This window comes from Fibrobacter sp. UWOV1, from assembly GCF_900142495.1.
In the GTDB taxonomy this organism is placed as follows: domain Bacteria; phylum Fibrobacterota; class Fibrobacteria; order Fibrobacterales; family Fibrobacteraceae; genus Fibrobacter.
The window spans coordinates 65,601-91,043 of sequence record NZ_FRBA01000006.1 but is presented as its reverse complement, the minus strand read 5'-3'; the positions used below and the strand labels follow the sequence as shown (position 1 = coordinate 91,043).

General features: G+C 51.5%; 22 protein-coding genes and 1 tRNA gene. 8 read left to right on the top strand and 15 right to left on the bottom strand.

Annotated features, from left to right (window positions below; all coding sequences use genetic code 11):
- Positions 1–22 precede the first annotated feature (22 nt).
- Together purB and BUC02_RS09655 are read left to right on the top strand one after the other, a co-directional pair.
- Complete coding sequence (gene purB, locus BUC02_RS09660; protein ID WP_073321971.1) at positions 23–1,465, top strand: adenylosuccinate lyase; 1,443 nt, start codon at positions 23–25, stop codon at positions 1,463–1,465.
- A 335-nt stretch (positions 1,466–1,800) separates the two neighbouring features.
- Positions 1,801–2,349, top strand: coding sequence for a fibrobacter succinogenes major paralogous domain-containing protein (locus BUC02_RS09655; RefSeq protein ID WP_170930552.1), 549 nt, complete (start codon positions 1,801–1,803; stop codon positions 2,347–2,349).
- Between the two features lie 3 nt (positions 2,350–2,352).
- Here BUC02_RS09655 and BUC02_RS09650 read toward each other — a convergent pair whose 3' ends face one another.
- The 6 genes from BUC02_RS09650 to BUC02_RS09625 all read right to left on the bottom strand — a co-directional run bounded on the left by BUC02_RS09650 (position 2,353) and on the right by BUC02_RS09625 (position 9,102).
- Positions 2,353–2,850, bottom strand: a complete 498-nt coding sequence (locus BUC02_RS09650) for a phosphatidylglycerophosphatase A family protein (RefSeq protein WP_254794179.1) — start codon at positions 2,848–2,850, stop codon at positions 2,353–2,355.
- 78 nt (positions 2,851–2,928) lie between these two features.
- The gene (locus BUC02_RS09645; RefSeq protein WP_073054201.1) at positions 2,929–3,135 is read right to left on the bottom strand and encodes a hypothetical protein; all 207 of its coding nucleotides are present in this window, start codon (positions 3,133–3,135) and stop codon (positions 2,929–2,931) included.
- 169 nt (positions 3,136–3,304) lie between these two features.
- A complete protein-coding gene (locus BUC02_RS09640) occupies positions 3,305–5,029 on the bottom strand; it encodes a GGDEF domain-containing phosphodiesterase (protein WP_083564536.1) in 1,725 nt (574 codons plus the stop codon).
- Positions 5,030–5,174: 145 nt separating this feature from the next.
- Entirely contained in the window at positions 5,175–5,774 is a 600-nt protein-coding gene (locus BUC02_RS09635) for a TIGR01440 family protein (protein ID WP_073321963.1), read from the bottom strand.
- A 5-nt stretch (positions 5,775–5,779) separates the two neighbouring features.
- On the bottom strand, positions 5,780–7,615 hold the full coding sequence (gene guaA / locus BUC02_RS09630; RefSeq protein WP_073321961.1) for a glutamine-hydrolyzing GMP synthase: 1,836 nt from the start codon (positions 7,613–7,615) through the stop codon (positions 5,780–5,782).
- 20 nt (positions 7,616–7,635) lie between these two features.
- A complete protein-coding gene (locus BUC02_RS09625; protein WP_073321959.1) occupies positions 7,636–9,102 on the bottom strand; it encodes a leucyl aminopeptidase family protein in 1,467 nt (488 codons plus the stop codon).
- Positions 9,103–9,310: 208 nt separating this feature from the next.
- Between BUC02_RS09625 and BUC02_RS09620 the strand changes: the two genes are divergently transcribed.
- Together BUC02_RS09620 and BUC02_RS09615 are read left to right on the top strand one after the other, a co-directional pair.
- Positions 9,311–10,381, top strand: a complete 1,071-nt coding sequence (locus tag BUC02_RS09620) for an outer membrane beta-barrel protein (protein ID WP_073321957.1) — start codon at positions 9,311–9,313, stop codon at positions 10,379–10,381.
- Positions 10,382–10,384: 3 nt separating this feature from the next.
- A complete protein-coding gene (locus BUC02_RS09615; RefSeq protein WP_073321955.1) occupies positions 10,385–11,356 on the top strand; it encodes a calcium/sodium antiporter in 972 nt (323 codons plus the stop codon).
- Between the two features lie 99 nt (positions 11,357–11,455).
- Here BUC02_RS09615 and BUC02_RS09610 read toward each other — a convergent pair whose 3' ends face one another.
- The 4 genes from BUC02_RS09610 to serS form a co-directional block, all read right to left on the bottom strand.
- Positions 11,456–12,700, bottom strand: coding sequence for a nucleoside recognition domain-containing protein (locus tag BUC02_RS09610; protein ID WP_073321953.1), 1,245 nt, complete (start codon positions 12,698–12,700; stop codon positions 11,456–11,458).
- 77 nt (positions 12,701–12,777) lie between these two features.
- Complete coding sequence (locus tag BUC02_RS09605; protein WP_073321951.1) at positions 12,778–13,194, bottom strand: hypothetical protein; 417 nt, start codon at positions 13,192–13,194, stop codon at positions 12,778–12,780.
- A gap of 10 nt (positions 13,195–13,204) precedes the next feature.
- A complete protein-coding gene (locus BUC02_RS09600) occupies positions 13,205–14,560 on the bottom strand; it encodes a hypothetical protein (RefSeq protein ID WP_073321948.1) in 1,356 nt (451 codons plus the stop codon).
- Between the two features lie 246 nt (positions 14,561–14,806).
- Positions 14,807–16,093, bottom strand: coding sequence for a serine--tRNA ligase (gene serS / locus BUC02_RS09595; protein WP_073321945.1), 1,287 nt, complete (start codon positions 16,091–16,093; stop codon positions 14,807–14,809).
- Between the two features lie 211 nt (positions 16,094–16,304).
- Here serS and BUC02_RS09590 point away from each other — a divergent pair, with 211 nt between their 5' ends.
- Both BUC02_RS09590 and lptE read left to right on the top strand, forming a co-directional pair.
- On the top strand, positions 16,305–17,453 hold the full coding sequence (locus BUC02_RS09590; protein WP_083564534.1) for a DUF6383 domain-containing protein: 1,149 nt from the start codon (positions 16,305–16,307) through the stop codon (positions 17,451–17,453).
- A 63-nt stretch (positions 17,454–17,516) separates the two neighbouring features.
- On the top strand, positions 17,517–18,029 hold the full coding sequence (gene lptE / locus BUC02_RS09585; RefSeq protein WP_073321939.1) for an LPS assembly lipoprotein LptE: 513 nt from the start codon (positions 17,517–17,519) through the stop codon (positions 18,027–18,029).
- A 169-nt stretch (positions 18,030–18,198) separates the two neighbouring features.
- On the opposite strand, the gene BUC02_RS09580 is transcribed toward lptE, so the two are convergent.
- Both BUC02_RS09580 and leuB read right to left on the bottom strand, forming a co-directional pair.
- Positions 18,199–18,702: an NUDIX hydrolase gene (locus BUC02_RS09580; protein ID WP_073321936.1), complete on the bottom strand. Its 504-nt coding sequence runs from the start codon at positions 18,700–18,702 to the stop codon at positions 18,199–18,201.
- Between the two features lie 108 nt (positions 18,703–18,810).
- Positions 18,811–19,902 carry a 3-isopropylmalate dehydrogenase gene (gene leuB / locus BUC02_RS09575; RefSeq protein ID WP_073321933.1) on the bottom strand — a complete coding sequence of 364 codons (1,092 nt, stop codon included), beginning with the start codon at positions 19,900–19,902 and terminating at the stop codon, positions 18,811–18,813.
- A gap of 79 nt (positions 19,903–19,981) precedes the next feature.
- Here leuB and BUC02_RS16420 point away from each other — a divergent pair, with 79 nt between their 5' ends.
- Positions 19,982–21,031, top strand: a complete 1,050-nt coding sequence (locus tag BUC02_RS16420) for a hypothetical protein (protein WP_139261096.1) — start codon at positions 19,982–19,984, stop codon at positions 21,029–21,031.
- 2 nt (positions 21,032–21,033) lie between these two features.
- Here BUC02_RS16420 and BUC02_RS09565 read toward each other — a convergent pair whose 3' ends face one another.
- The 3 genes from BUC02_RS09565 to BUC02_RS09555 form a co-directional block, all read right to left on the bottom strand.
- The gene (locus BUC02_RS09565) at positions 21,034–22,293 is read right to left on the bottom strand and encodes an endo-1,4-beta-xylanase (RefSeq protein WP_083564532.1); all 1,260 of its coding nucleotides are present in this window, start codon (positions 22,291–22,293) and stop codon (positions 21,034–21,036) included.
- Positions 22,294–22,421: 128 nt separating this feature from the next.
- Positions 22,422–24,203 carry a hypothetical protein gene (locus BUC02_RS09560; protein ID WP_073321924.1) on the bottom strand — a complete coding sequence of 594 codons (1,782 nt, stop codon included), beginning with the start codon at positions 24,201–24,203 and terminating at the stop codon, positions 22,422–22,424.
- Positions 24,204–24,261: 58 nt separating this feature from the next.
- Positions 24,262–25,173: a tyrosine recombinase gene (locus BUC02_RS09555; protein ID WP_073322226.1), complete on the bottom strand. Its 912-nt coding sequence runs from the start codon at positions 25,171–25,173 to the stop codon at positions 24,262–24,264.
- Between the two features lie 93 nt (positions 25,174–25,266).
- Between BUC02_RS09555 and BUC02_RS09550 the strand changes: the two genes are divergently transcribed.
- Positions 25,267–25,339: transfer RNA gene (locus BUC02_RS09550), tRNA-Lys, on the top strand.
- Positions 25,340–25,443 lie beyond the last annotated feature (104 nt).

The window sequence follows — 25,443 nt, the reverse complement described above, 5'->3', positions numbered from 1 at the left end:
AAATTCAAACAAGGATAAAATCATGCGTGATCAATTCGAAAGCCCGCTTATCAAGCGTTATGCCAGCAAGGAAATGAGTTTCATCTTCAGCCCGCAGTACAAGTTCCAGACTTGGCGGAGGCTCTGGATTTACCTCGCCGAATCCGAAATGGAACTCGGCCTCCCGATTACGCAGGAGCAGGTGGACGAACTGAAGGCCCACGAAAAGGACATCAATTTTGAAGTCGCCGAAGAAGAAGAAAAGCGCCGCCGTCACGACGTGATGAGCCACGTTTACGCTTACGGCGTCCAGTGCCCGAAGGCGAAGGGCATCATCCACCTCGGAGCAACGTCTGCATTCGTGGGCGACAACACCGACCTTATCCAGATGCAGCAGGCCATGATTCTCGTGCGCAAGCGTCTTTGCCGCGTGATGGACAAGCTTTCCAAGTTTGCGATGGAATACAAGGACATGGCCCAGCTCGGTGCCACGCATTTCCAGGCGGCCCAGCTTACGACGGTTGGCAAGCGCGCTTGCCTTTGGCTCCAGGACATGCTCATTGACCTCGAAGAACTGAACTTCCTCATCGAAGTGCTTCCGTTCCGCGGCGTGAAGGGCACCACCGGTACGCAGGCGAGCTTCATGGACCTGTTCAACGGCGACGAAGAAAAGATTATGGAATTGGACCGCCGCGTGACCGCCAAGGCCGGTTTCAAGCGCGTGCTCACCATCACCGGCCAGACCTACACCCGCAAGTGGGACAACCGCGTGAACCAGGTGCTCAGCTCCATCGCTCAGTCTCTGCACAAGTTCGCTACCGACATGCGCCTCATGCAGGGCGTGAAGGAAGTGGAAGAACCGTTCGAAAAGACCCAGATCGGTTCCAGCGCCATGGCTTACAAGCGTAACCCCATGCGCAGCGAACGCATTTGCTCCCTGGCTCGCTTCGTGATGGCCCAGGTGAACAGCACCGCCTTCACGCAGGCGACGCAGTGGTTCGAGCGCACCCTCGACGATAGTGCGAACAAGCGCCTCGCCATTCCGGAAGCATTCCTCGCCATGGATGCCATGCTCATCATCGCCGAAAACGTGACGAACGGCCTCGTTGTTTACCCGAAGGTTATCGAAAAGCGCATCATGGCCGAACTCCCGTTCATGGCTACCGAAAACATCATCATGGAAGGCGTCAAGAACGGCGGTGACCGTCAGGAACTCCACGAAGAAATCCGCGTGATGTCCATGGAAGCGGGCAAGGTCGTCAAGGAACAGGGCAAGGACAACGACTTGCTCGAACGCGTGCTGAAGAACGAAAAGTTCCAGAAGCTCGGAATTACAGAAGCTAAGCTCAAGGAAATCCTCGACCTCCGCAAGTTCGTGGGCCGCGCTCCGGGACAGGTCGTGAAGTTTGTGACCGAAGAAGTCCGCCCGGCGATTGAAGCGATACCGGCATGGGATTCTATCGACGCCGGCGAACTGAAGGTGTAATTTGCCTTATTGCCGTCGCGATACGGCATCGCATCGACTTACTCAGCGTACGACTTGTACTCCTTCGGTCGCTGCTCTTGGTCTCGCTAGGCACTAAGTCAAATTACTCGTTAGCATAAATTCATTAGTTTCGCAATTTTTCATAAATCGCTTTGGACTGGTTCTAAAGCGATTTTTTTGCTCGTTTCTGGGCGAATTTTGTTCTAAAGCGATTTTATCTCGCTCGTTTCTGGATGAATTTTGTTCTAAAGCGATTTTTAATTTTACAATGCAAAAACGAGTGGCAATTTTTCTATTTTCGTCTTATGCTTTTTTCGAAGAAAATTTTTGCTTTCTTGTCCCTTGCTCTGGCGACGCTTTCTTTTGCGCTTCCGCAGACGGGAACATTCCACGATGCGCGCGACGGACACACCTACAGGACGGTTGTTATTGGGACCCGCGTCTGGATGGCCGAAAACCTTGCGTTCAATGTGAAAGGGAGCGCCTGCTACGACAACAATTCAGAGAATTGCGCAAAGTACGGCCGCCTCTATAATTTTGAGATGGCAAAGAAGGCATGTCCTACGGGTTGGCACCTCCCCGAAAACGACGAATGGAAACGATTCCGCACCGTCATCGAAGACAGCGACGGTAAGGAGGCCGCTTGGGTGAGCCTCAAGTCGCGGGACAAGTGGGATGGCTCTGACCGTTACGGCTTCGATGTGGTGCCTGCGGGCAAGGCTACCGATACATTCATGGATTTAGGCAAATCGGCCCATTTCTGGAGCGCCACCAGCGAAGAGGGGGACGCCTACGGCTGGCATTTGGCCCCTCCGGGCGACTTCACGATGGATTTTGATATTAGCAGCAACATGTATTCCGTGCGCTGCCTCAAGAATTACTAAAGGCTAAAGCGAAATCAAGTCAATCGCAATGCTGATGGGAAACATCAGGATTCCCGCATATATACCGCCAAGCAAGTCGTCTGCCATGACGCCCCATGCTCCGGGGAATTTCTCGAAACGGTGAATGCCCAGCGGCTTGAGAATATCGAAGAATCGGAACAGGGCGAACCCGACGAGAAGCGTAATGGGGTTATCTACGATGATGTAGGGATTGACGAGTGCGAATGTCATGAAAATCCCGCAGACTTCGTCTATCACGATCCAACCCGGGTCTTCGGTGCCGGTGTCTTTCATCGCTTTGTTCACGAACGGAATCGCAGCAAAGAAAACAATGATTGCTGCAACAATAAATAACGGGTTGAGCCAGTAAAAAACGGAATCGAATTTTATGGCGAAAAAGGCCATGGGGTAAGCGACAATAGTAGCAGCCAAACTTCCCATGGTGCCAGGGGCTTTGGGCGACATGCCCGAGCCAAAGAAGGTTGTTACGAGAGTAGACAAGAAATCGGTGCCCCGCCATTCGTGGGGCACTCGTTTTTTGGCATATTTTTCTTTGAGTTCCTCGCGGTTCACGAGTACTTAGTTGTCCTCGTATTCGGAGCTGCCCCAGCCGTCGAGGTCGCCCGCGGCGCGGCCAAGAGTTGCACCGCCGAGGATTTCGTCAATGCCCTTGTCTTCGGAATCGTCGTCCTCTTCTTCGAAGATGGAAGCTTCTTCCATTTCGAGGTCGTCATTCGGAATGATCGGATCGTCATCCAGCGCGTTCTTGCTCTTCTTTCCAGCCATATTTTCTCCTTGGTGAAGGCGTTTTCGTATTCTTTACCGCTATATTATAAATTTTTTTGTAAAAAGGGAGATTTTTTTTGAAAAAAGTTAAAAATATTGCATATTTTGGGGGCGAAAATGAAAAAGTCCCCCGTTTTGGGAGACTTTTGTCGTTAAAAACCTCAAAAAGTCACTTTTTTTCGTGGGCAGAAATGTTTTTCGCCATGAACGCGTAAACGGCTTTTGTGCCCATACGCGACAAAAAGCGGACCTTCGTTTTCACCACGGAATTGTTCAATATCAGGTTATATTCAACGGTTTCGTTATATTCTTCGGAGTAAACGAGTCGCTTGAAACAATATAGGGCACTTTCGGGAGTAAGCAAGCTGAGCACGTCATTGATGTCGTTTGCACCAAAGGATCTGATTTCCTGGTAGAACGCCTTGTTGGCAAATATCGTGCGGTAAACTCGGTTTTCGCCTTCGATAAGTGCAATGGGAATTTCGTTTGTGACATCCATGCGCTTTCTTGTCAGCGGAGAGTTTTCCAGGAAGTTGATTCTGCCCATATCGTCGTAGTAGCGGCGTTCCGCCGGAGTTTCGTTTGTTTCGAAACTGCACAGCTCCGCTCGTTTGTTGTAAAAATCTTCGATGGGCATGGGTTTGGCAAAATAGTAACCTTGAATCAGCTCGCAACCTATACTCTTCAGGTATTCGTACTGGTCTTCGGTTTCGACACCCTCGGCCAGAGTGTGAATGCCGAGCTTTTTCGCCAAGTCAACGATAGAGGCGATAATCACCTTGGACTTCGGGGTCTTGTCGAAGTTCCTGAGGAAGTTCATATCTATCTTGAGGAAGTCGAAATCGTAAGTTTGCAGGTTATTGAAAGAACTGTATCCCGAACCGAAGTCGTCAATCCAGACTTGGTAGCCGTCCTCCCTAAAACAGTGGATTATATCCCCAAGGCTCTCCTGATCCGATGCGAAAGCGCTTTCGGTGACTTCCAATACAATGTATTCCTTGGGAACATTATATTTGGCGACGGCGTTATCAACGACTTTCTTGATATCGCTCAGTTCAAAGTCGAGTCTCGAAAGGTTGACCGAAATGGGTTGGTAGGCGTATCCGCCATCGATGTCGTCGCGAAGGTTCTTGCAAACCTGGTCTATAATGTAGGCATCCAGTTTGTGAATCAGGTGGACCTTTTCAAGAACTTCGATAAAGATGAGGGGTGAAATCATGCCCCGATTGGGATCGATCCATCGGGCAAGGGCCTCGTAGCCGCAGACTTTCTTGTTCAGTGTTCGATAAATCGGTTGGTAATACACCTTGAAAAATCCTTTTTCGAAGGCTTCGTCAAAGTGTTCCAACACATATTGTTTCTGTTCGTGTTTTTTGTTGAGTTCCTCGTCAAAGACGGCGTATTCCCTGTTAAAAATGCCATGGACTTCTCGACAGGCGAGGGAGGCTCGGTCCATCATGACAATGGGTTGTTGTGGGGTGCCGTCGGCGATATAGATGCCTGCCTTGATTTGGTTGCGGAGCCCTTTTTCGTAACTCGTCATCGCTTTGTTCAAAAGCTTGATTCGTAGGGCGATTTCTTCGACAGAGAGATTGAGACTGATGACCACCAGGTGGTCAGCCCCTGCACGTAAAACTTTTTCACCTTCAAAAAGCTTTTGGAGTTCGTCCCTGAACCTGCAGAGGTATTCGTTTCCGCCTTGGTATGAGAATCTTTGGTTAATCGTCTTGAAATTCATCACGTTAAAGAACGTGATGGTCGATCTTTCAAGAGGGTAAAAGTTGGGGTCTTTTTGGGTTTGGGCAAAGAACCATGCCACAAAATTAAGGCCTGTAATCGAGTCTTCTTTCTCGAAAATTGAAGTGCTTGGGCCCGCTCCCATGGGTTGCATCATTTTTGGTTCGCTATGCTCCACGACCTTTTTCTCCTGTTGTCTTATGTTCAATTTAACTAAAGAAAACAGGAAAAGGGACTTTCCCTTGAAAATAGTCCCTATTTATTACGATTTTCTTACTCCAATTTGGAATATTCGTTTTTTTTTAGAATTTCGGGTAGCCGTCCTTGAGACTTTCGTCATAGTGGGCGCGTTCTCCGCCGATGAATTTCGGGCGCGTGCGCGCCGCAATCAAAATAGCTTTGCCGATATGCGTCTGCTGCATGTGTACAGGAACCGCGACTTCCTTCAGGTGCATGCCGATGAGCGTTCCGCCGATATCGAGCCCGGCATCTGCCTTGATATGTTCGATGGCGACCGGATGCTCGAAGGCGCTGTAGCAGGCTGTCGCAAAAGAACCGCCCGCCTTGGGCTGCGGAACCACGTTCACGATTTCGGCAAATGGGACAGCCGCGCGCTCGATGATGATGGCTCGGTTCAGGTGCTCGCAGCACTGCGCCGCGATGAAGATGCCCTGCGGCTTGAACACGGACGAGAGCCCTTCGAAAATCGCCTTGCCGACTTCGGGCACGGAATGGCTCCCGATGTCGTTTCCGAGCGTGGAACTCGTGCTGCAACCGATAACTACAGTCTGGCCCGCCGTGAGGTGAGCTTTTTCCACAAGTTCTTTAGCGGCGTTTATCGCGTCGTTACGAATCTGTTCAACAATTGCTTTGTCGTCTATTTCGTATGTAATGCCTGCCATGACAACTATTCCCACTCAATTGTTCCAGGGGGCTTGTGCGTCACGTCGTACCACAGCGAGCCGGCACCTTCTGCTTCGAACTTGCGCCAGAGTCCGGCCAGCATTCCCTGGTCGATTTCGGCGAAGTTGGCCGTCATGGCTTCGGTGGAGTTCACCGGGCGCATCACGATGCAGGGCTTGCCTGCCGTGCGGAGCGGAACAAGCACCACCGGCATCTGCCAAATCTTTTCGTACAAATCGTTTGCCTGCAGGAATTCAGTGCAGATGTTGTCGAACTTGCGGAGCGTATCGAAGTTCTCGCGGGTGGCGTACTGTTCCACAAGCTTCGGATCTTCGTCTGCAACAGAACCAATCTGGTAAATCACGCGGTTGATTGCCTTGAAGCGGTTCGCAAGTTCGGTAGAGAACTTTTCGCAATCCTTCCAGCTGAGGCCCGGTGTGGTGATGAGGAACGGCTGTGCGTAGGTGCGACCGTCGCCCTGCACGCCCACGCTCTTGATGGGGAGCAGGCGGCCAGCGATGTTGTTCGCCTTCAGGTAGTCGGCGAGGGACTGACCGGCGGTATCCTTCACGTCTTCGAACTTCACCATATCGTCGGTGAGTTTGCCTTCGCTGCAGAGTAGGCGAACGCCGAGGCCCGGACCCGGGAACGGGTGACGCCACACGAGGTTGTGCGGAATGCCGAGTTCTTCGCCGAGGGCGCGGACTTCGTCCTTGTACAAGTCGGCGAGAGGTTCCAGCACGAGGCCCTTTTCCATAAGGTCCAGGACTTCTTGCACGCGGTTGTGGTGCGTCTTGATCTTGTCGGCGTTCTTGGTACCGCCGCTTTCGATGGTGTCGGGGTAGATGGTGCCCTGCGCCATCATCCACTGGTTCGGATCGAGGTTGAGTTTCGCCATTTCCTCGTCCTTCACCGTCAAGAATTCCTTGCCGATGATACCGCGCTTGGTTTCCGGAGCAGTCACGCCCTTGAGCTTGGCAAGGAAGTGCTCGCTTGCGTCGCGGACCTTGAGGTTGTTCATTCCCTCGGCCTTCAAGAATTCCATAATCTTTTGGGATTCGCCGAGGCGCATCATGCCGTTATCCACGTGCAGGCCCAACACTTTTTCCGGTCCGAGCACGCGGTTCAAGAGCACGAATGCAACGGTGGAGTCCACGCCGCCACTCACGAGCAAGAAGACCTTGCGGTCTTTGACCTGTTCCTTGATGCGCTGCGTGATGAGCGGCAGGTAGCTCTTCATGTTCCAGGTCTTCTTTGCGCCCGTGAAGTCGATGAAGTTTTCGAGCAACTTCATGCCGAACTTGCTGTGCGTGACTTCGGGGTGGAACTGGATGCCGAAAATCTGGCGTTCGGGCTTGTCGCTGTTGAAAGCGACGGCTGCGATTTCGCAGTCCTTGGTGCTGGCCACAATCTTGTAGCCTTCGGGGAGCTTTGTCACCTGATCGCCGTGGCTCATCCACATCGGGGATGCCTTCGGGAGGCCCTTCAGGAGCGGGCAATTCTCGTCGCCCACGATAAGGTCGGCGATGCCGTATTCCTTCACCTTGCCCGGTTCAACATGACCGCCCAACTGCTGGGCGATGAGCTGGTGACCGTAGCAGATGCCGAGCTTCGGCACCGGGAGGTCCAAAATTTCGGGATTGTATTCCGGGGCGTCGGCCGCGTACACGCTGGAGGGGCCGCCACTGTAGATGATTCCCTTCACGCCTTCGAGTTCGCTGACGGGAGCGGCGGGGGAGTGGATTTCGGTAAACACGCCCAGGCGGCGCACGCGGTTAGCAATCAGGTGGGCGTACTGCCCGCCAAAGTCCAAAACTGCAATAGTATCGACGTTCTTCATACAGTCTCAAAGATAGAAATTTACTCGGCTGCGCTAAATTCGCGGGCAAGTTGAATCAGTGTCTGCACGCCGAATCCAGTCGCGCCGTATTCGGTGTATTTCCACTTCTTGTCGACGAAGGCTGTGCCGGCGATATCCCAGTGCGTCCAGGCGGTGTTTTCGGGCACGAATTCCTGGAGGAAGAGGGCCGCAGAAATGGCACCTGCGTCGCTGCCTGTATTCTTGAGGTCGGCGAAGTGATCCTTGAGCGCGTCGGCGTATTCTTCTTCGAGCGGCATGCTCCAGAACTTTTCGCAGCAGGCTTCGCCGCAGTTGATCACCTTGAGGCCAAGGTCGTCATCGTTGCTGAAGAATCCCGTGACGGCGTAGCCGAGGGCGCGGACCATGGCGCCCGTAAGGGTGGCGAGGTCCACGATGTGCGTTGCCCCGATAAGGCCCGCTTCGGCAAGTCCGTCGCTTAAGACCAGGCGGCCTTCGGCGTCGGTGTTGTCGACCATGACGGTCTTGCCGTTCTTGGCGGTAAAGATGTCGCCCGGCAGCACGGACTTGTTACCGATGGCATTTTCGGCGAGACAGCAGACGGCGCTCACGCGAATCGGGAGCTTGAGCGTTGCAATGGCCTGAATTGCGGCGAGCGCGGTCGCCGCACCACTCATGTCGCTGATCATTTCGGGCATGGATTTAGGCGGCTTCAGGCAGAGGCCGCCGGTATCGAAGGTGAGACCCTTACCGACAATCACCAAGTGGTCCTTGGAGGTGCGCTTCGCGGGCTTGTATTCGAGTGTAATCATGTGCGGCTCGTGCGAGCTGCCCTTGCCGACGGTCACGTGGCCCATGAAGCCTTCCTTTTCGAGCTGCTTCATATTGCGGACCTTAATGCTTAAGCCTTCGGTGTACTTGGCGATCGTTTTTGCGCGTTCCACGAATTCGGCGGGGTAGAGGTCCGAGGCGCTGGTGTTAATCAAGTTTTTGGCAAGAGTAATGGCCTTCTGTTCTACGGCGACGTCTTCGGCAATTTTCTTGAAATCCTTGACATGTTCGCCGGCAACGATTTCGTAGGTCACCTGGAAGTTCGGCTTTTGCTTGCTCTTGTAGGCATCGAACTTGTAGTCGGCGTAATGCAGGCCGTGCAAAATGGCCTTGAACTGTTCATCAGCCGCATCGGCGAGGAACAGGCTTACGCAGGGAATCTGCTTCTTCATCGCCTTTTTGGCGAGACGGTAGGCGGCCATGCGCAGGTGGTCGAGGGCGGAAAGACCGCGTTCCTTGGCGGCGTCTACAAAGAAGGTGTTGCAGCCGTCGATTTCGAGATATTCCAAATCCTCGAAGGGGCCTTCCTTCATGCCCTTCAGAATGGTTTCGACCTGTTCTTCGCCTTCGGGGGAGAGAACGGTGGAAAATTGAACAGATTCTTTGACATAAAACAGGGCGTATGCCTTGCTGTCAGTGTTTTTGAGATTTTCGGAAGAAACGATATTCAGATTCATGCCTTAAATGTAGTAAATATAGGCAGTTGGCAGTAGGAAGTAGACAGTAGGAAGTAGGCGGTAGGAAGTCGGAAGTAGGTTGGCTTATGCTTCGGGTTCTTGGTGACGCTTGATACCTTTTTATTGTCACCTCGTCACTTTTTTTGGGAGTCCTTTTGCAATTTACTTCAAAAAATGCTATAATGAAGTTGTAAAAATGGAGGTTCAAATGAATCGTAAACTTACTGGTATTCTTAGCGTTCTAGCCCTTTCGGCGATGTCTTTTGCCCAGGCTCCCGCAGCCGCCCCTGCTGCAACTGCTGCTCCTGCTGAACAGGCTCCTGCCGCAGTTCCTGCTGAAGAATCTGCTCCTGTTGCCGTTCGTGGCGCAGACGCCGCCGCTCCCGTTGCCGCTGAACAAACTGCAGCCCCTGCTGAACAGGCCGCTCCCGCTGCTGTAGCTGTCGCGCCTGCCGCCCCTGCGGAAGAACCGGTCGCTGAACCTGCCGTGGTTGTAGCCCCGAAGGCTGTTCGTGGTGCAGACGATGCCGATAAAACAGCAGCATCTGCTAGAGCGGTTGAACAATTCCGCGATGCAAGAAATACGGTCCTTTACGAAACTGTTTATACCCGTGAAGATGGCGTTCCCGTTCGTACAGTCTATGTTGCCGAACGCGAAGGCAAGGACACTGTCTCCTTCGACGAACTCAGGGGGCTTTATCCGATGAAGTTCAAGATTGGTGCCCGCGGTTCTGTGGGAGCTTACCAATTGGCCGGTAACGATTGGGACAGCGACCAGTACAATGGCATTAGCTGGAGAGCCGGTCTTGTCTCGATCATTCCGCTGAATTCTTACACCATGGGTATCAAGCTCGGTGTTCTTTATGAACAGAGCAAGGCTAGCGAATCGTACTACATTAATGATGTGCCGACAAACTTCAGATTCTCCCAGAAGAAGATTGATGTGCCGGTTCTCTTTACCTTTAAGTCCGCAACTTCTAGAATCTTCTTTGATCTCGGTGTAGAAATGTCTGTCCCGCTGGCAGACGATCTTCGCATTTCCTATACTGATTCCAAGGATGTCAAGCATTCTAACAAGATTGACTTGATGGACGATTACCGTTCTAGCCTGGATTGCGCATTTGTCTTTGGTTTCTCTGTGATGGCGAACGATTACCTTTCGCTCGATATCGCGGCTAACCTTGGTGTGTCCGACCTGTACGATGGTCATCTCAAATACATGAACATGAACCTGGATGCTTCTTCGCTGAATCTGGGAATTACTGTCTATCTGTTCTAATATATGATTCTTGCAATTATTGCTGTAGTTATTGGCCTTGCCGTTCTCGTCTGGAGTGCGGACAAATTTGTGGATGGTGCCGTAGGTGTTGCTGAATTCTGCGGCATGTCCACGCTCCTTATTGGTATGGTAATCGTAGGCTTTGGAACGTCGGCTCCGGAGCTTACGGTTTCTGCTATATCGGCTTCTCAAGGGAATCCTGCACTGGCACTGGGTAATGCCTACGGCAGTAACATTGCAAATATCGCTTTGATCCTTGGTGCGACTGCGCTTATTTCTCCGATTCTAATGCAGCGCTCCGTGATTCGCGGTGATTTGCCGATTCTGATCGCTGTGTCGTTGCTTTCTATTGCATTAGTGTGGGATGGTAGCGTGGTGCGCTGGAATGGCGTACTTTTGCTGGTTGTCTTTGCGCTGGTCATGGCTTACAGCATTTGGCGTGAATTGAAAAAGGCTAGGGTCGAGGCATCAAATTCTGTTGAAGAAGAATCCGCCGGAAAACAGACTTCCTTAGGCAAATCCATTTTCTGGCTTGTCTTGGGGCTTGCCTTGCTGGTGGCTAGTTCTCGAGCTCTCGTTTGGGGGGCTGTCGAAATTGCCCGTACGCTTGGCGTGAGCGACCTTCTGATTGGCTTGACGATTGTCGCTATTGGAACATCTCTCCCGGAATTGGCTAGCTCTATTGCCGCTGCCCGTAAAGGCGAAAACGACATTGCTTTGGGCAACATCATCGGTTCGAACTTGTTCAATACGCTTGCGGTGGTGGGCCTAGCGGCAACTATTTCTCCGATGGATGAAATTGAAAAGGCGGTCACTTATCGCGACATGCCTTTAATGACTGCATTGACGGTCGCCTTGATTGTACTCGGCTTTAGGCGTAAAGGCGATGGTCGTTTGAACCGCATTGCCGGCGCTATTCTTTTAGCCGTCTATATCGGTTACCTAGCTCTGCTTATCGTGCAAGCAACAAAATAATTGTGAATAAAAAAATGTCATCCTGAACTAGATGTTTCGCTCAGGGTGACTTATGATTCTATTAGAAATAATTCTGAAATCCGAATTCAGAATTCCGAATTAGTTAGGCGGGAAGAACAGGTAGGCGATTGCGATGGCTGCAATTACGCCTGCCGCATCTGCAATTAAAGCGCAGGTAACAGCGTGGCGGGTCTTCTTTACTCCTACGGAACCGAAGTACACGGCGATGATGTAGAAAGTCGTGTCGGCGGCTCCCTGGAACATGCAGCTCAGGCGGCCTGCGAAACTGTCAGGGCCTAGAGTCTTCATGGCGTCGATCATCATGCCGCGGGCACCGCTACCGCTCAGGGGCTTCATGATGGCGGTGGGGAGTGCGGGCACAATATCGCTACCGGCACCGCAAAGCCCGAGAATCCAGGAAACTCCGTTCAGCAACAGGTCCATGGCGCCACTGGCGCGGAATACGGCGACACCCACAAGGATGGCCACCAGGTTTGGGATAATCATCACGGCGGTATGGAATCCGTCTTTAGCGCCTTCGACAAAGGCTTCGTAGGCCTGCACCTTCTTGTATACGGCGAGTCCGAGGAAGGCTACGATGATGCCGAACAGGGCGATGCCGCTAATCAAGAGGCTTGTGGTGCCGATGGCTTCTGCCGTCAGGTGGCTGAAGTAGACCATAATCGAAATAACGCAAGCCGAAAGTCCGCCGAGCCAGGCGACCGTTACCGGATCTTTAAGTTTGACCTTCTGGAAAAAGCTGAGGGCGACAATGCCGGCGATAGTGCTGAAGAATGTCGAAAGCAAAAGCGGCAAGAACACGTCGCTCGGGTTTGCGGCCCCAAGCTGAGCGCGGTAAGTCATAATGCTTACGGGAATCAGCGTAAGGCCGCTGGCGTTAAGCACCAGGAACATAATTTGGGAATTGCTCGCGACGGATTTGTCTTCGTTCGGGTTGATTTCTTGCAGCTGCTTCATGGCCTGCAGACCCATGGGGGTGGCGGCGTTGTCGAGCCCGAGCATGTTGGCGCTGATGTTCATGAGCATAGTACCAATCACCGGGTGGTTCTTCGGAATTTCGGGGAAGAGCCTGCTGAACAGCGGCGAGACAATCTTTGCGAGAATCTGGACCGCACCAGCTTTTTCGCCAATCTTCATGATGCCAAGCCAGAGCGAAAGGATGCCGGTAAGACCGAGGGCAATTTCAAATGCGGTCTTGGACATGTCGAAGGCACCGAGAATAGCCTTGTTGAAGATTCCGGAGTCGCCGAAGGCAATCCACTGGACCATGCAGGCGACAAAAGCGCCAAAGAAGAATACGAGCCAAATAATATTCAGAACCATGTCCGAAAAATAAAAAAAAGGCGAACCTTTGAAATATCAAAAGTCCGTCTTGAATGTTTAAGAGCTTGTTTAGACGATTATTCCCAATCGGCGTTCATGAACGCTTCGAGGGTCTTGCAATCCACAAGTCCATTGTAGACGTAGAAGGTAACGTCGGGAATATCGAGATTACACTTCGTACCGCCAGAGGGGCACTTGTCCAAGAGCATTTCGCCGTCTTCTTCATCACATTCGCTCTTCAGCGACATGTCAGTCGTTTCGGCGCAGTAAGCTCCAGACATGTCTCTGCATGCAAAGACATTGCCCTTCGGGCCATCTTCGCCAGACGGAGTTTCAGAAGGAATAACTTCTTCGTCGTCGATGACCTGCGGAGCCGGATTTTCGTCTTCGTCAGATGGAATGCTATGAATGCGGGAATCGCCAGAACCCTTGCCGGAACAAGCCGCAAGAGTAATCAGGCTAGATGCCAAAATAATCTTTGCAAGGGTCTTCATAAAGCCTCTCTTAGAACATCAGGAAAATGCCGAGGTTGCCAACGAGGCCGCTCCATGCGGCAGAACCAAGCTGGTCGGCAACAGAAGCTTCGATGACCAAGTGGTCATAGCTGAAGCGGAGGCCGGCGTTGGCGTTGGTTGCGTTGGTACGCATAGAAATGATGGAGGTGTCGTCAGATGCCGGACCGGCTTCAACACTTTCGGTCTTGTAGTCGATGACCTTCCAGGTGAAGGCTGCGCCACCGAAGAGGATCCAGTGTTCGTTGAGGGACATTTCGGCGAGAACGTTCGGGGTAGAGAACAGGCCGAAGTCGTAGGTGTTGGTGGTCTGGTTGCCGTTTTCGATTTCATCGAAGATGAAGATCGGCAAGCGGGTATTGAGGCCGAGGAACACCTGAGCGTTTTCAGCAGTGAATACCGGCATAGCGAAGTTGAATCGCGGCTGGATAAAGATGAATGCGTCGTTGTTGGTGGTTTCGGTCGTGGTGTTAGCAACCTTCACGCGGCTGTCGCTCTTCTGGCGCAAGAAGTCGAGGCCGAGTGCCCAGGCGAGGTTCTTGGCGGAAGGACTGTTGGAAAGAGTCAGGCTTGCGCCGATATCCCAGAAGTCCGGATCGGTTTCGGTCTTGGCACCGTTGTCGTCTGTTTCGACGTCCACTTCCTGACGGAAGGTCAGCCAGTAGACGTTAGCGGTAATGTCGAAAGCACCGAGCGGAGCACCGAATTTCACGTTGATGTAGTCACCGGCTTCGGTCGTAGAACGATCTTCGGTTTCCTTGTTGTTCGGGCCCTTTTCTTCATCGGACTGCCATGCCTTGTCAATAGCTACATCGACTGCGACACCGAATGCCGGAGTTGCGATACCGGCGGTCAACAGACCCATGTTGACGTAGTCACCGCGGTGGTTTACGCCGGCCGGGGTCACGTTGGTCTTGTGAGTGGTGTTGTTGTCAAAAGCGAGGAGGTAGGTCATAGAGCCAGAACCGAGAGCGAGAACGCCTTCTTCGCCAGACGGTTCGACGTAGAACAATTTACGACCGCTCATCTTGTAGACAGCTTCCATATCGCCATCGATGGTGGAGGCACCGAACTGGTTGCCGACCATATTGTAGGCGTTGCCATGAAGAACGTTGAACGTGCCGGTTGCAGCCGGAGTCGGAACGTTTTCAGATGCAGCAGGAGCTTCGAAGCTGGAAGAAGTGGAAGATTCGGCAACAGGTGCCGGTTCCGGTGCCGGAGCGGCAGGAGCTTCTTCCTGAGCGCTTTCGGTAGAGGAGGTGGATTCTTCATATTCGTCGTCATAGTCCTGAGCGACAGCAGCAGACACTGCGAGTGCAGAGACGACAGAAATAAGCTTGATATTCATTCGTATCTCCTTAAGAGAGAGGATTTGGGGGTTGATTTTAAGAGAAAGATAATAAAATGGTTATGACTATGCAAGTCATAACCATATACTTTGTACTCAGCCTTCAATACGTCTGTATTGAAAAAAGTTTACTTATGAGACCGCTCGTGCTAGAGTCAAATGAAAAAAAAATGATAAGCACTCGCTCTCGCCACCACGACTGATTTGAATCAGTCGCTTGTGGCTCACGTAAAACTACTTTTTCGATTACTTCTTCGGTTCGATGACTTCCATGCCACCCATGTACGGACGCAGCACTTCAGGAATCTTGAGCGAGCCGTCCTTCTGCTGGTAGTTGTCACAGATGCCCACCATCACGCGCGGAGTGGCGAGGCCGGAACCGTTCAGCGTGTGGACGTAGACGTTCTTGCCGTTAATCTTCGTCTTGATGTTTGCGCGGCGGGCCTGGTAGTCTTCGAAGTTGCTGCAGGAGCTGACTTCGAGCCACTTCTTTTCGACCGGAGCGTAAACTTCGAGGTCGTAGCACTTGGCGGCACCGAAACCGAGGTCGCCCTTGCAGAGGGCCAAGCGGTGGTAGGGGAGGCCGAGCTTTTCGAGAAGCATTTCACCGAAGCGGGTGAGTTCTTCGTGGTCTTCGTAGCTGTGTTCGGGGTGAGCGAAGTAGACCATTTCGACCTTGTTGAACTGGTGCAGACGCAAGAGTCCGCGGGTGTCCTTGCCGTAGCTACCGGCTTCGCGGCGGAAGCAGGCGGAGTAGGCGCAGATGCGCTTCGGAAGTTCGGATTCCGGAATCACTTCGCCGGCATAAAGGTTCGTGAGCGGCACTTCGGCGGTCGGGATGAGGAACAGGTCGTCATCCTTGTCGCAGCGGTACATGTCTTCTTCGAACTTCGGGAGCTGGCCCGTGCCGCGCATGGTGTTGCGGGTCACCAGGTACGGAGGAGTGAATTCTTCGAAGCCGTTCTTCATGTGTTCGTCGAGGAAGAACTGGATGAGGGCGCGTTCAAGGCGAGAGCCCCAACCGCGGTAAACCGGGAAGCCGGAACCGGAAATCTTCGCGCCACGTTCGAAGTCGAAAATGCCGAGGCGTTCGCCCAAAGTCTTGTGGTCCACGCGGGCGAAGTCGTCGTTCTTGGTGTAGTAGTCGGCGGGAATCGGGCCATCTTTTTCGACCACGTTGTCGCTAGAGTCCTTGCCTTCCGGAGAACGCGGGGCGATGTTCGGAACATGCATGAGCATTTCGGTCTGCTTGTAGTCGAGTTCCTTGAGCTTCTTGTCGAGCTCGTCGATCTTGTTGCCGAGTTCGCGTGTGGCGGCCTGAGCTTCGTCTGCGTTTTCGCCCTTCTTCTTGAGTTCGCCAATGCGCTTGGACTGGGCGTTGCGTTCGCTCTTGAGGCGTTCGACTTCAGTGAGGAGCGGGCGGCGTTCGTTATCGACGGCGAGCACGTCACGAAGGCTTACGGTCGTATATTTCTTTTCGGTTTCAGCAATGTAGTATTCCGGATTTTCACGGATTTTCTTGATGTCAAGCATTTTATGCCTCGGATGATAAAAATTTTACGCGGAAAAGATAGTTAATTCGGGATTCGGATTTCGAAATTCGGATTTCAAAATGCAGAAAAAAGGAGTGCAAATTAATTTTCTGTGTTGTCTTTTGCAACAACACAATTGGATTGTGGAATGTTTTAATCCTATTTTTTCGGTATATATTATCCCTAGGTATCATATACATAGGGAGTGAAAAATGAAATACTTGTTACCAATTTTGGCAGCAGCGTCGATGTCTTTTGCCCAATGGGGCGGCTGGGGCGGAGGCGGTGGAGGAAAATCTCTTAACGACTACAAAAAGATGTCCGTTTCGGGTCGAGAAATCCATGTCTATGCTCCGTCGGATCTTAAGGAAAATAGCCCGTTGCTCATTTCATGTCACGGTATGGACCAGGATCCCAACTACCAGCAGTCTAATACTCATTGGGAAGCGGTTGCCGATACGGCGGGCTTTGTGGTTGTTTACCCGAGAGGCGGTACAGGCATGAGTACCTGGGATATCCAGGGCGATAAGGATACCAAGTGGATGACTGAAATCATCGACCAGATGTACACCGACTACAAGATCGATAAGAAGCGCGTGTATCTTTCTGGCTTTTCGATGGGTGGCATGTTCACCTACCATTCTATGAGCAAGATTGCCGACAAGATCGCCGCCTTTGCGCCTACTTCTGGTACGAACGTGTTCGGTGCGTCCAAGGCTATGCGTCCGGTGCCTATCATCCATCCGCATGGAACTAACGATGATGTTTTGCAATACAACCAGGTTGAAGGCTTCATCAAGAATTACCGTGACCAGTTCAACTGCCCGGCTCAGGCGAAAGAAGAAACGAATTATCCCAATGCCGAAAATAATGGTGCCACGATGTACACTTGGGGCCCCTGTGACAAGGGTGTCTATATCAAGCACTTGAAGCTCCCTGGCCGTGGTCACAGCCCCTCCAAGGCAGATGTCTCCGATATCTGGAACTTCATCAAGCAGTGGGATGTAAACGGCCTTATTAGCGAAAAGCCTGAACCGGAATCCTCTTCAAGCGAAGTGGCGTCTTCTTCTTCTGAAGCTCCGAAGTCCTCTAGCAGTGTAAAGCCCGCAGAATCTTCTAGCTCGGGTAATCCTCAGACTTTGCTCGAAGATCTTAGCTTGGCCTCGGTCTCTGTCTATAAGTCTTCAGACAACAGCATCATGGTTGCTAACGCTCAGGGCAAGTCCATCACCGTGTTCAATAGCCTTGGCAACGTCGTTAGCACGACCCGTGGCATTGCAGGCGCCCAGAAGGTTTACACTGGAGCCAAGGGTGTGTACATTGTGAAGGTCGGTTCTAGAACGTTCAAGACCTCGCTTTAAGAATTAACCAAATTCTTGCCTTAAAGACACTCCCTTTGGGAGTGTTTTTTTTAAATTTGTGTTATGTTTTCAAAAAAGACGTCGTGTTTACTTTGTTTTGTAGCGATAGCCCTGTTTGCGGGGCTCCTGAGCGGTTGTTATAGCTTTACGGCGTCGACGCTCCCGAGCCATATCAAGACGGTCAGGATTCATGAAGTCGAAGACAAAACCCTGGATCCGGTGCTCGCCAACAACATTCGCGAAGGCGTAGTCGAAATGTTCCGCAAGAATGCTGGCGGCGTGCGTCTTGTAACCGGTGACGCCACGGCAGACTTCGAGATGACTCTCTTGAGCTATACGAATAAGCCCGAAAACTACAACAGCAACAGCGATGTCGAAACTTACCGTGTGACGATTCGCGTGAGTGTCAAGTTTTATGACAACGTGAAAGATAAGGTGATTTATGAATCCAAGTCGCTGAGTGCCGAAGGTACTTATGACGTTCAGGCGAACGAGACCGAAGACCGCCATGGTCAGGCTCGCGCCATTGAAAAACTCCAAGACCTGATTATCACAAATGCATTGGCAAAGTGGTAAAAAAATACACCGCCTTTGAACGAGTCGCTGGCGGTGCTAGGGGTTGGTTTGGAGTATTAATAAAATAGAACTTTTTATGTTAATAGTTCTAAACTATAACGTAAAATATTTTTTCACAAGGACTTACGGACTTTATTTACCTTAAATCGGGGCGTTTAGACCCAATTTTTTAAGAAAGTCGTTTCCCTTGTGTGACGTCGCTCACCGTGACGGGGACTTCATTCAACAACGCTTCGGTCAGGGAGCTCCCCTTGTAGGTGAGCTTGAGCGAAAAGAATGGCGCGCCCCGTTCAAGGAGTGCCAAGAAAATGAGGTCGCCGTCCCAGTGGGGGAGCTTGGCCACGTCTTCCTTGGCGACCCATTCGAGCGTGCCTTCGTCGCATTCCTTGAGGGTGCCAGTGAATTCAGTCGCCGTGAACAGGTGCATGAATTCGGTCTGGTCCATGCCGTCGCTAATGAAGGTGACGATCCCTCTGTACTTGGGGCGAATCAGCGTGAGGCCCGTTTCTTCGAGAGCCTCGCGCTTGATACAGTCCTCGGGAGATTCCCATTCCTCGAACTTGCCGCCAATGCCAATCCACTTGTCCTTGTTGATATCATTCTTTTTCTTGACGCGGTGGAGCAGCAAGTACTTGCCGTCTTGTTCGATGTAGCAGAGAGTTGTATTGAGCATAGATAATTCGGAGTTCGGAATTCAGAGTTCGGAGTTGATAACCACACTTCGTTCACAAAAAGACCCCCGCAAGGCGGGGGAACTCTTGTGAGAAAAGTTGAGGTCTTATTAGCCGAGCGCCTTGATGATGGCGTCGCCCATGCCGGTCGTGCCGACCTTGGTGCAGCCTTCCTGGTAGATGTCGCCAGTGCGGAAGCCCTGGGCGATCACCTTTTCGCAAGCCGCTTCGATAGCCTTGGCCGCTTCTTCTTCCTTGAAGGTGTAGCGAAGCATCAAAGCCACGGAGAGAATCTGTGCGAGCGGGTTTGCGATACCCTTGCCTGCGATATCCGGAGCGGAACCACCTGCCGGTTCGTAGAGGCCGAAGGAACCTTCGGCGATAGAAGCGGACGGGAGGAGGCCCATGGAACCGGTGAGCATGGCGCATTCGTCGGTGAGGATGTCGCCGAAGAGGTTCGGGCAGAGGAGCACATCGAATTCACGCGGGCGCTTCAGGAGCTGCATGGCGGCGTTATCGACGTAGAGGTGTTCGAGAGTCAGTTCCGGGTAGTCCTTGATGACTTCGTTCACGACTTCGCGCCAGAGCACGCTCGTGGTGAGCACGTTGGCCTTGTCGATGCTGGCAACCTTCTTGTTGCGGAGCATGGCGGCGTCAAAGGCGAAGCGGGCAATGCGTTCGACTTCGTAGCGGCTGTACTTCATGGTGTCGAAACCGATTTCTTCCTTGGAGCCCGGAACGCCTTCGCGGCCCTTCGGCTGGCCAAAGTAAACGTCACCCGTCAGTTCGCGGACGGTGAGGATGTTGAAGCCGTCACCCACGATGTCGGCACGGAGCGGGCAAGCGCCTGCGAGTTCCTTGTAAACGCGGGCCGGGCGGAGGTTGCAGAAAAGCTTGAAGTGCTTACGGAGCGGGAGGAGTGCACCGCGTTCCGGCTGCAGGTTCGGGGGGAGGTGTTCCCACTTCGGACCACCCACAGAACCGAAAAGAATACAGTCAGAAGCTTCGCCCAGCTTGAGGGTGCTTTCCGGCAGCGGAGAACCGCTTTCGTCGTAGGCGGCACCACCGACGTTTGCCCATTCGGCGTTCACGTCGAAGCCGAACTTCTTGGAAACCACGTCCAACACGCGGACAGCTTCTTTCATCACTTCGGGGCCGATACCGTCGCCCGGAAGCACTGCAATCTTGTAATTCTTGCTCATTGTTAATCCTTGGTTTATAATTTGAACGGCTCAAATTTAGTAAAATTATGGGTGAAGGGCACTTTTTTGCGGGTGATGTATGCTTTATAGAGTTCTGATTCTTTTGATTTTGGCGGTTTTGGCGGGTTGTCACTCAAAGCCAAAGTGCTCTCCTTCGGGATGGTGCCCTAATGAAGTGAGTCCCGGAATCTCGGAACAACAGTATCACAACAGTTTGGAATATTGCTCTTCTTGGATTAATTCGCACTCTAACAGAGCCGATTTTATTGACACTATACCCCGTAAAGCGTTACTGTACAAGGCGTGTTCGACGAGTGTAGAAGGAGAGAACCTGTGGTATCCCTGCGATTTAGACACCTCATTACTTGTTCGAATTCTTAAAAATTTTAATTCTCGTGATTCTGTAAAAGGTTTGGAAACAAGGGTGAATCATATTTCATATGCAAATATGGTGCTTAACTCTGGTGCTGCAGGCTTTTCTCATCTTTATCAGAATGAAGATGGATCCTATGATGCAATTTGTGCTTCCAAAGATAGCGTAAAGTGTGATTTTTTGTATGCTAATGTTGTTGTCTCTAAAAAGATGAAACCATCTGCTAAATATTGGCCAAAGAAATATGACTTCTTGATTGGTGAAGATTTTGGTGCAAAAGATGAACTTTCTGCATTGCTTGATTCGGTGTATGAAAAAGAAATCTATGTGAAGGAAAGTGCGCGAGATTCCTTAATAGACTTTGACATGTGTTATAAGGACGGATTTGCAGAACCTTGTGTCATGGATTCTGCTGTTGTGGAACATGTTCGTAAAGTTATAAAAAGGCGGCTAGATACTTTAGTCTCATTTACCTATCAGTATGGGAGTTGGTATACAGATCAATTCTTTGCAGGGAGCGTTTCCAGCAAACATCAATGTTATTCTAAAGATGGAATTCATTGCTCGGAGTTAATCGCTTTAGTTCGTTGGAATATAAAGAATTGGCAGATTGATACGTATTCTCTAGGTACATGTCGCTTTGATTTAGAAAATTTGAGTTATTCATGTCAGGATGTATTGGGAAGTGATGTGATTCGGCATGACGGATTGTCCATCTATAAGAAAGATGGTACGTTTGTGAGAAACGTGCCATAATTCTACCGTGCAATCCGCACTTGCTTTACTGTGCCGTTCTTCACGGAGCGGAGCATGTAGACGCCCTGGACCTTGATGTCGCTTGTATTCTGGAGCACTGAAACGGCGTCGTCGATGGTGTAGGCGCGCAGGCGGCCGAGTCGGACGCCGTTTAGGTCAAACACGTCGTATGCCTGGAGGGTATTCGCTTGCAGGTGGAGGCTGCTGCCGATTGAAATCGTGGAATCCGCGATAGTCGAATCCCTTGCGGTGGTATCTTCCTGAAAATTGAAATACTCCTTGAGCCAGGTCATTGCCGGGCGGTCTATGCCATCCCTGATAATGCCGGAACAGTTAATCCCTGGGTTTGTGATGCATTGCATTAAGGATTGCCCATAGAGATAGCCCCATAGGGTGACTCCTACTACATATTCGGTTTCCATGAAAACAGGAATATGTTCCGCGAAGCAGTTTTTTTGAATACTGTCTATTTCATTGCTGATGTTGTATTCAGAAATGAGTAGAGGCGTTTCTGTTTTCTCGTAAATCTCCTGAAGGGCGTTCTTGAGCAAGTCTGGATTGTAGCATTTCATGGGGCCGGTTCCCATCACAATCAAATCGTTGCCTTCAAGTCCGTAGGCGTCAACTGGGGCCCCGTTGTTCTTGATCGTATTGATTAGGTCGATCCCTTCATTTCTTTCCCACTGGATTGTGTTGTAGTCGTTGTAAATGAGGATTGCTTGGGGCCAGCGTTCGCGGGCCATCTTGAATGCGGTGGTTATGAATTTATAGTCTTCGTTGTCGCCGCCAAGGGCTTCGATAATTTTGTTGTTGCTGCCTATTTGTGAATGGATTCGCCTGGCTTCACTGACCACGTTGATGTATTCTAGATCCGGATAACGCTCCGCAACGGCATCGAACCACGCGGTAATGGCTTCTTTTGTTTCGTCCGCACTAAGGTCTCTAAGCCAAGAAGGGTTTCCCGAAGCCCATAATAGGGCATGAAATTTGAATGTAGCCTTGTTCTCTTTTGCCCAGTTGTAGGGGATGTCGCATTCGGAAAAATCGAAGGTACCGCGAGTTTGTTCGACGGTTCGCCAAGTGCATTGCCTTTCTGGGGTAATCTGATTCCAATAAGTCCCGAAGTCAGAAGGGACAGGCCCTTCGACAGTTGTACTGCCGAGGAACTTTGCCGCACCGTCGGCAAGGCCAAGGGCGAAAACGCTACTCACGGCCACGCACAAAAGGGCCACAGGCGCAATTTTTAAAATTCTAGAAGTCATAGCTATCCATTATAAACATATATTCCCTTTAGGGATAAATTCCCAGGGTTGCGCTGTTTGTCGTGGATAATATGTCAATATGCAAAAAGGAACCTTGCGGTTCCTTTCTGCCTGAAATGTCGATGAAATTAATCGTCGTTTTCGTTGCCCGAGGGCTTAGCGCAGCGGTCTCTCGACCAGTTGGTCTGCTTGAAGCAGGCGCTTCTGGTGTAGCAACATCCGTTGGCGTTGCTAGCTGTTTTTTCGCATTCGCAAGCAATACCATCGTTGTTGCCATCAGCGTCGACAAGTTCGCCGCTAGCGCAGACCACCATAAATCCCTCACCATGGTAAACATTGTTGATGCAGGTCTGGAGGGTGTTGTGGCATAAGCCGAAGTAGGTTCCCAGGGCGTTGCACGATACGCGGCGCGTCTCGTTAGTAAGGTCGAATTCAAAATCTTCCACGCGTTCTTCAGGAGCGGAGACTGGTTTGTGATTCGTCCAGTTGTAGCCGTGAACTTCTTTCGCTGCCATCTTTTTACTAGGAATCAGGTCCTTCCATTTCTGTTTCGTCTCGAAACTCCTGAACGGCGGGTAGTCGGGGTCTTCGTCCTTGAGAATTTGTTTGCAACGTTCCTCGTTGTAGCAGGGGTTTGGATTGGAAGGCGCTCCGCCCATTGGCTCACCCCAGCAGGGATCACAATTCGAACATTGATCCGTGTCGCATTCGTTCTCCATCTTCTGTGGATCGGTGCCTTCTCTACAAGCGACGGGGCATTGGTAATACTCCTTGTCGAGCGGGTCGAACTTGTTATGGAGCCTTTCCCATTGCCCGTCGACGCACCTGTACATGATGGCGTTGTTGTTGATGTCGTTGTCGCACCTCAGTTCTCCGTTAAGGCATTCGCCGCAGATGGCCTTGTCGGTACGGCACGACTTGTTGCCGCATATGGAAACGGCCTTCTTGGCTTCGCCGGCGACGCATTCGTAGACGGTTCCCTTTCCTTCGTCATCGTTGGTGCATGTGTGTTCGTAGTTCGTGCACTCGCCGCAACCGTTGTCGCGCGGGTCGCAGGATTTCCCGTTACAGCTCTCGGTTACTTTCTTGCCCTTTTCGCAGTGGGTGACGGTCGCCTTGAAGTTCTTGTCTTCGGTACAGGTCTGCACGTCGTCGAGGCATTCGCCACAGTCTGTGCCCTCTTCGTTACAAGAGACCGTGCCACACGAGCGGTTCACGACGATTCCTTTTATGCATTCCTTGACAATGCCGATACTTGCGGGGCTGTTGGAGCAGGAGTTCTTGTAGCTGTCGTCGCATTCGATTTCAACAGCGTCCTTGTTTGCGCATTCCTTGCTCTTGGTGTTGCAGAGAACGCCTTCGTCGCAAGTGGTTTCTTTACAGACGCAAGCCCCGTCTTTTGCCGTACCGCCAGATGCCTTGCACAAGTCGGCGAATGTGGTCGCGGTCGAGGAAGAACTGGCGGTGGAGTCTATGTCAGTTGGTTTGCTCTGGTTGCCGCAGATGCCCGTGATGGTGTTGCAGACCGCACCGACATCGCAGAGCTCGTTTTTACAGGAGCAGGCACCGTCTTTTACCTTGCCGCCGGAAGCCTTGCACAATTCGGTAAATTTATCGAGTTCCGCCTTGGTCATGGACGAGGAACTTGCTTTTTGGCTAGACGAACTTGAGGAACCAGTCGATTCCTTGGTGGCAACGGGAACCCAGTTCGCGTCGTCGCAGTAATACTGGGCGTCTTCTTTTTTGGCGTAGACGGTATCGCCTTGGTTGTCTTCTCCGCAAATTCCGAGTTCGTAAATCGAGTTGACTTCGGTAATCACCTTGCGGCTAGAAGAGTCGTCGTCGCTACAGGCAATGAAAAAAGCGGCTGCAGTGAGTGCAGGAAACAAAAGGAATGAAATTTTTTTCATTTTAGCCTCTGCTTTTATCTTTTGGTCAAATATATCTAGAATTTAGGGAGGTGTCAAATCAGGGTATGGGCCGATGGAAAGAATTTGTCTGTTCTCTAGGATGGTGCGCACGGTGTTCCTGCTTTATAAATTCCTTGTCAATATGCGTGTAAATCTGGGTTGTGCTGATATCGGCGTGTCCGAGCAGTTCCTGCAATACGCGCAAATCCATGCCCGCTTCAAGGCAGTGGGTGGCAAAACTGTGCCGGAAGGTATGCGGCGAAACTTGCTTGCTCAAGTGCATCGTATGCAATTGTACGATTTTCCAGGCTCCCATGCGGCTCATGGGCTTGCCTCGGGAATTGAGAATTATGTTGTCTGTAGTCGGGTGGGTGAGTGGGCGGCCAAGCTCGATCCAGGCTTTCAGATTTTCTTTGGCTTTGCTGCCGAGCGGCACCAGGCGCTGTTTGTTGCCCTTGCCGATCGGCGTGAGCCATTCGTTGTCCAGGTCCAGCTGCGAAAGCTTGATGCCGAGGGCTTCTGAGATGCGTAGCCCCGCGCTGTACATGAGTTCGAACAGTGCCGTGTCGCGCAGCGGGTTCTTGCCGTTTGCCGCACTCTCGAATACGCTGTCGACCTCCTCGCGGGTCAGATATTGGGGCAAATAATGCCCGAGTTTCGGGCGATCCAGCATCGATTCAGTGCTGTAGTCGTATTCGCCCTGGTTCTGCATGTACTTGAGGAACCCGCGCAGGCTCGAAAAGTGCCTCGCGATGGACGTGGGGGAGTATTCCTCCTGTCCGGCGGTGAGCGTCAGGAAGTCATCCAACTTTTCAGGCGTTAAGTCCTTGAGATCAATGCCGTTTTCGTCGAGCCATACTACAAAATGCCGCAGGTCCTCCTGGTAGCTCTGGATTGTGGCGGGCGAAAGGTTGCGTTCCACCCCCAAAAACGCCAAATAGGCATCCATGCGGTTCGAATTGAGGCTCATGAAAAAAATATAGTTTTTTTTGAAAAATTGCGTTTTCACCCCTTGACAGCGGCCCATTTTAATTCTATAATTGTGCGCGTCCTAAGCGACTATGGATGATTAGCTCAGTTGGTAGAGCAGCTGACTCTTAATCAGCGGGTCGCAGGTTCGACCCCTGCATCATCCACTTAAAGCCGTCTCACCCCGAGGCGGTTTTTCTTTTTTTGCCTGCAAGTCATTCCGGCCTTGAGCCAGAATCAGCATTGTTTAATTGATTAACATTATTCTATA

Coding starts and splice junctions, on each gene's coding strand:
- BUC02_RS09580 (WP_073321936.1), bottom strand. CDS start 18,702: ATGCTCAATACAACTCTCTGCTACATCGAACAAGACGGCAAGTACTTG.
- BUC02_RS09645 (WP_073054201.1), bottom strand. CDS start 3,135: ATGGCTGGAAAGAAGAGCAAGAACGCGCTGGATGACGATCCGATCATT.
- BUC02_RS09560 (WP_073321924.1), bottom strand. CDS start 24,203: ATGAAAAAAATTTCATTCCTTTTGTTTCCTGCACTCACTGCAGCCGCT.
- BUC02_RS09555 (WP_073322226.1), bottom strand. CDS start 25,173: ATGAGCCTCAATTCGAACCGCATGGATGCCTATTTGGCGTTTTTGGGG.
- BUC02_RS09590 (WP_083564534.1), top strand. CDS start 16,305: ATGAAATACTTGTTACCAATTTTGGCAGCAGCGTCGATGTCTTTTGCC.
- BUC02_RS09615 (WP_073321955.1), top strand. CDS start 10,385: ATGATTCTTGCAATTATTGCTGTAGTTATTGGCCTTGCCGTTCTCGTC.
- BUC02_RS16420 (WP_139261096.1), top strand. CDS start 19,982: ATGCTTTATAGAGTTCTGATTCTTTTGATTTTGGCGGTTTTGGCGGGT.
- purB (WP_073321971.1), top strand. CDS start 23: ATGCGTGATCAATTCGAAAGCCCGCTTATCAAGCGTTATGCCAGCAAG.
- BUC02_RS09640 (WP_083564536.1), bottom strand. CDS start 5,029: ATGATGCAACCCATGGGAGCGGGCCCAAGCACTTCAATTTTCGAGAAA.
- serS (WP_073321945.1), bottom strand. CDS start 16,093: ATGCTTGACATCAAGAAAATCCGTGAAAATCCGGAATACTACATTGCT.
- BUC02_RS09610 (WP_073321953.1), bottom strand. CDS start 12,700: ATGGTTCTGAATATTATTTGGCTCGTATTCTTCTTTGGCGCTTTTGTC.
- BUC02_RS09605 (WP_073321951.1), bottom strand. CDS start 13,194: ATGAAGACCCTTGCAAAGATTATTTTGGCATCTAGCCTGATTACTCTT.
- BUC02_RS09565 (WP_083564532.1), bottom strand. CDS start 22,293: ATGACTTCTAGAATTTTAAAAATTGCGCCTGTGGCCCTTTTGTGCGTG.
- BUC02_RS09635 (WP_073321963.1), bottom strand. CDS start 5,774: ATGGCAGGCATTACATACGAAATAGACGACAAAGCAATTGTTGAACAG.
- guaA (WP_073321961.1), bottom strand. CDS start 7,615: ATGAAGAACGTCGATACTATTGCAGTTTTGGACTTTGGCGGGCAGTAC.
- lptE (WP_073321939.1), top strand. CDS start 17,517: ATGTTTTCAAAAAAGACGTCGTGTTTACTTTGTTTTGTAGCGATAGCC.
- BUC02_RS09625 (WP_073321959.1), bottom strand. CDS start 9,102: ATGAATCTGAATATCGTTTCTTCCGAAAATCTCAAAAACACTGACAGC.
- BUC02_RS09620 (WP_073321957.1), top strand. CDS start 9,311: ATGAATCGTAAACTTACTGGTATTCTTAGCGTTCTAGCCCTTTCGGCG.
- leuB (WP_073321933.1), bottom strand. CDS start 19,902: ATGAGCAAGAATTACAAGATTGCAGTGCTTCCGGGCGACGGTATCGGC.
- BUC02_RS09600 (WP_073321948.1), bottom strand. CDS start 14,560: ATGAATATCAAGCTTATTTCTGTCGTCTCTGCACTCGCAGTGTCTGCT.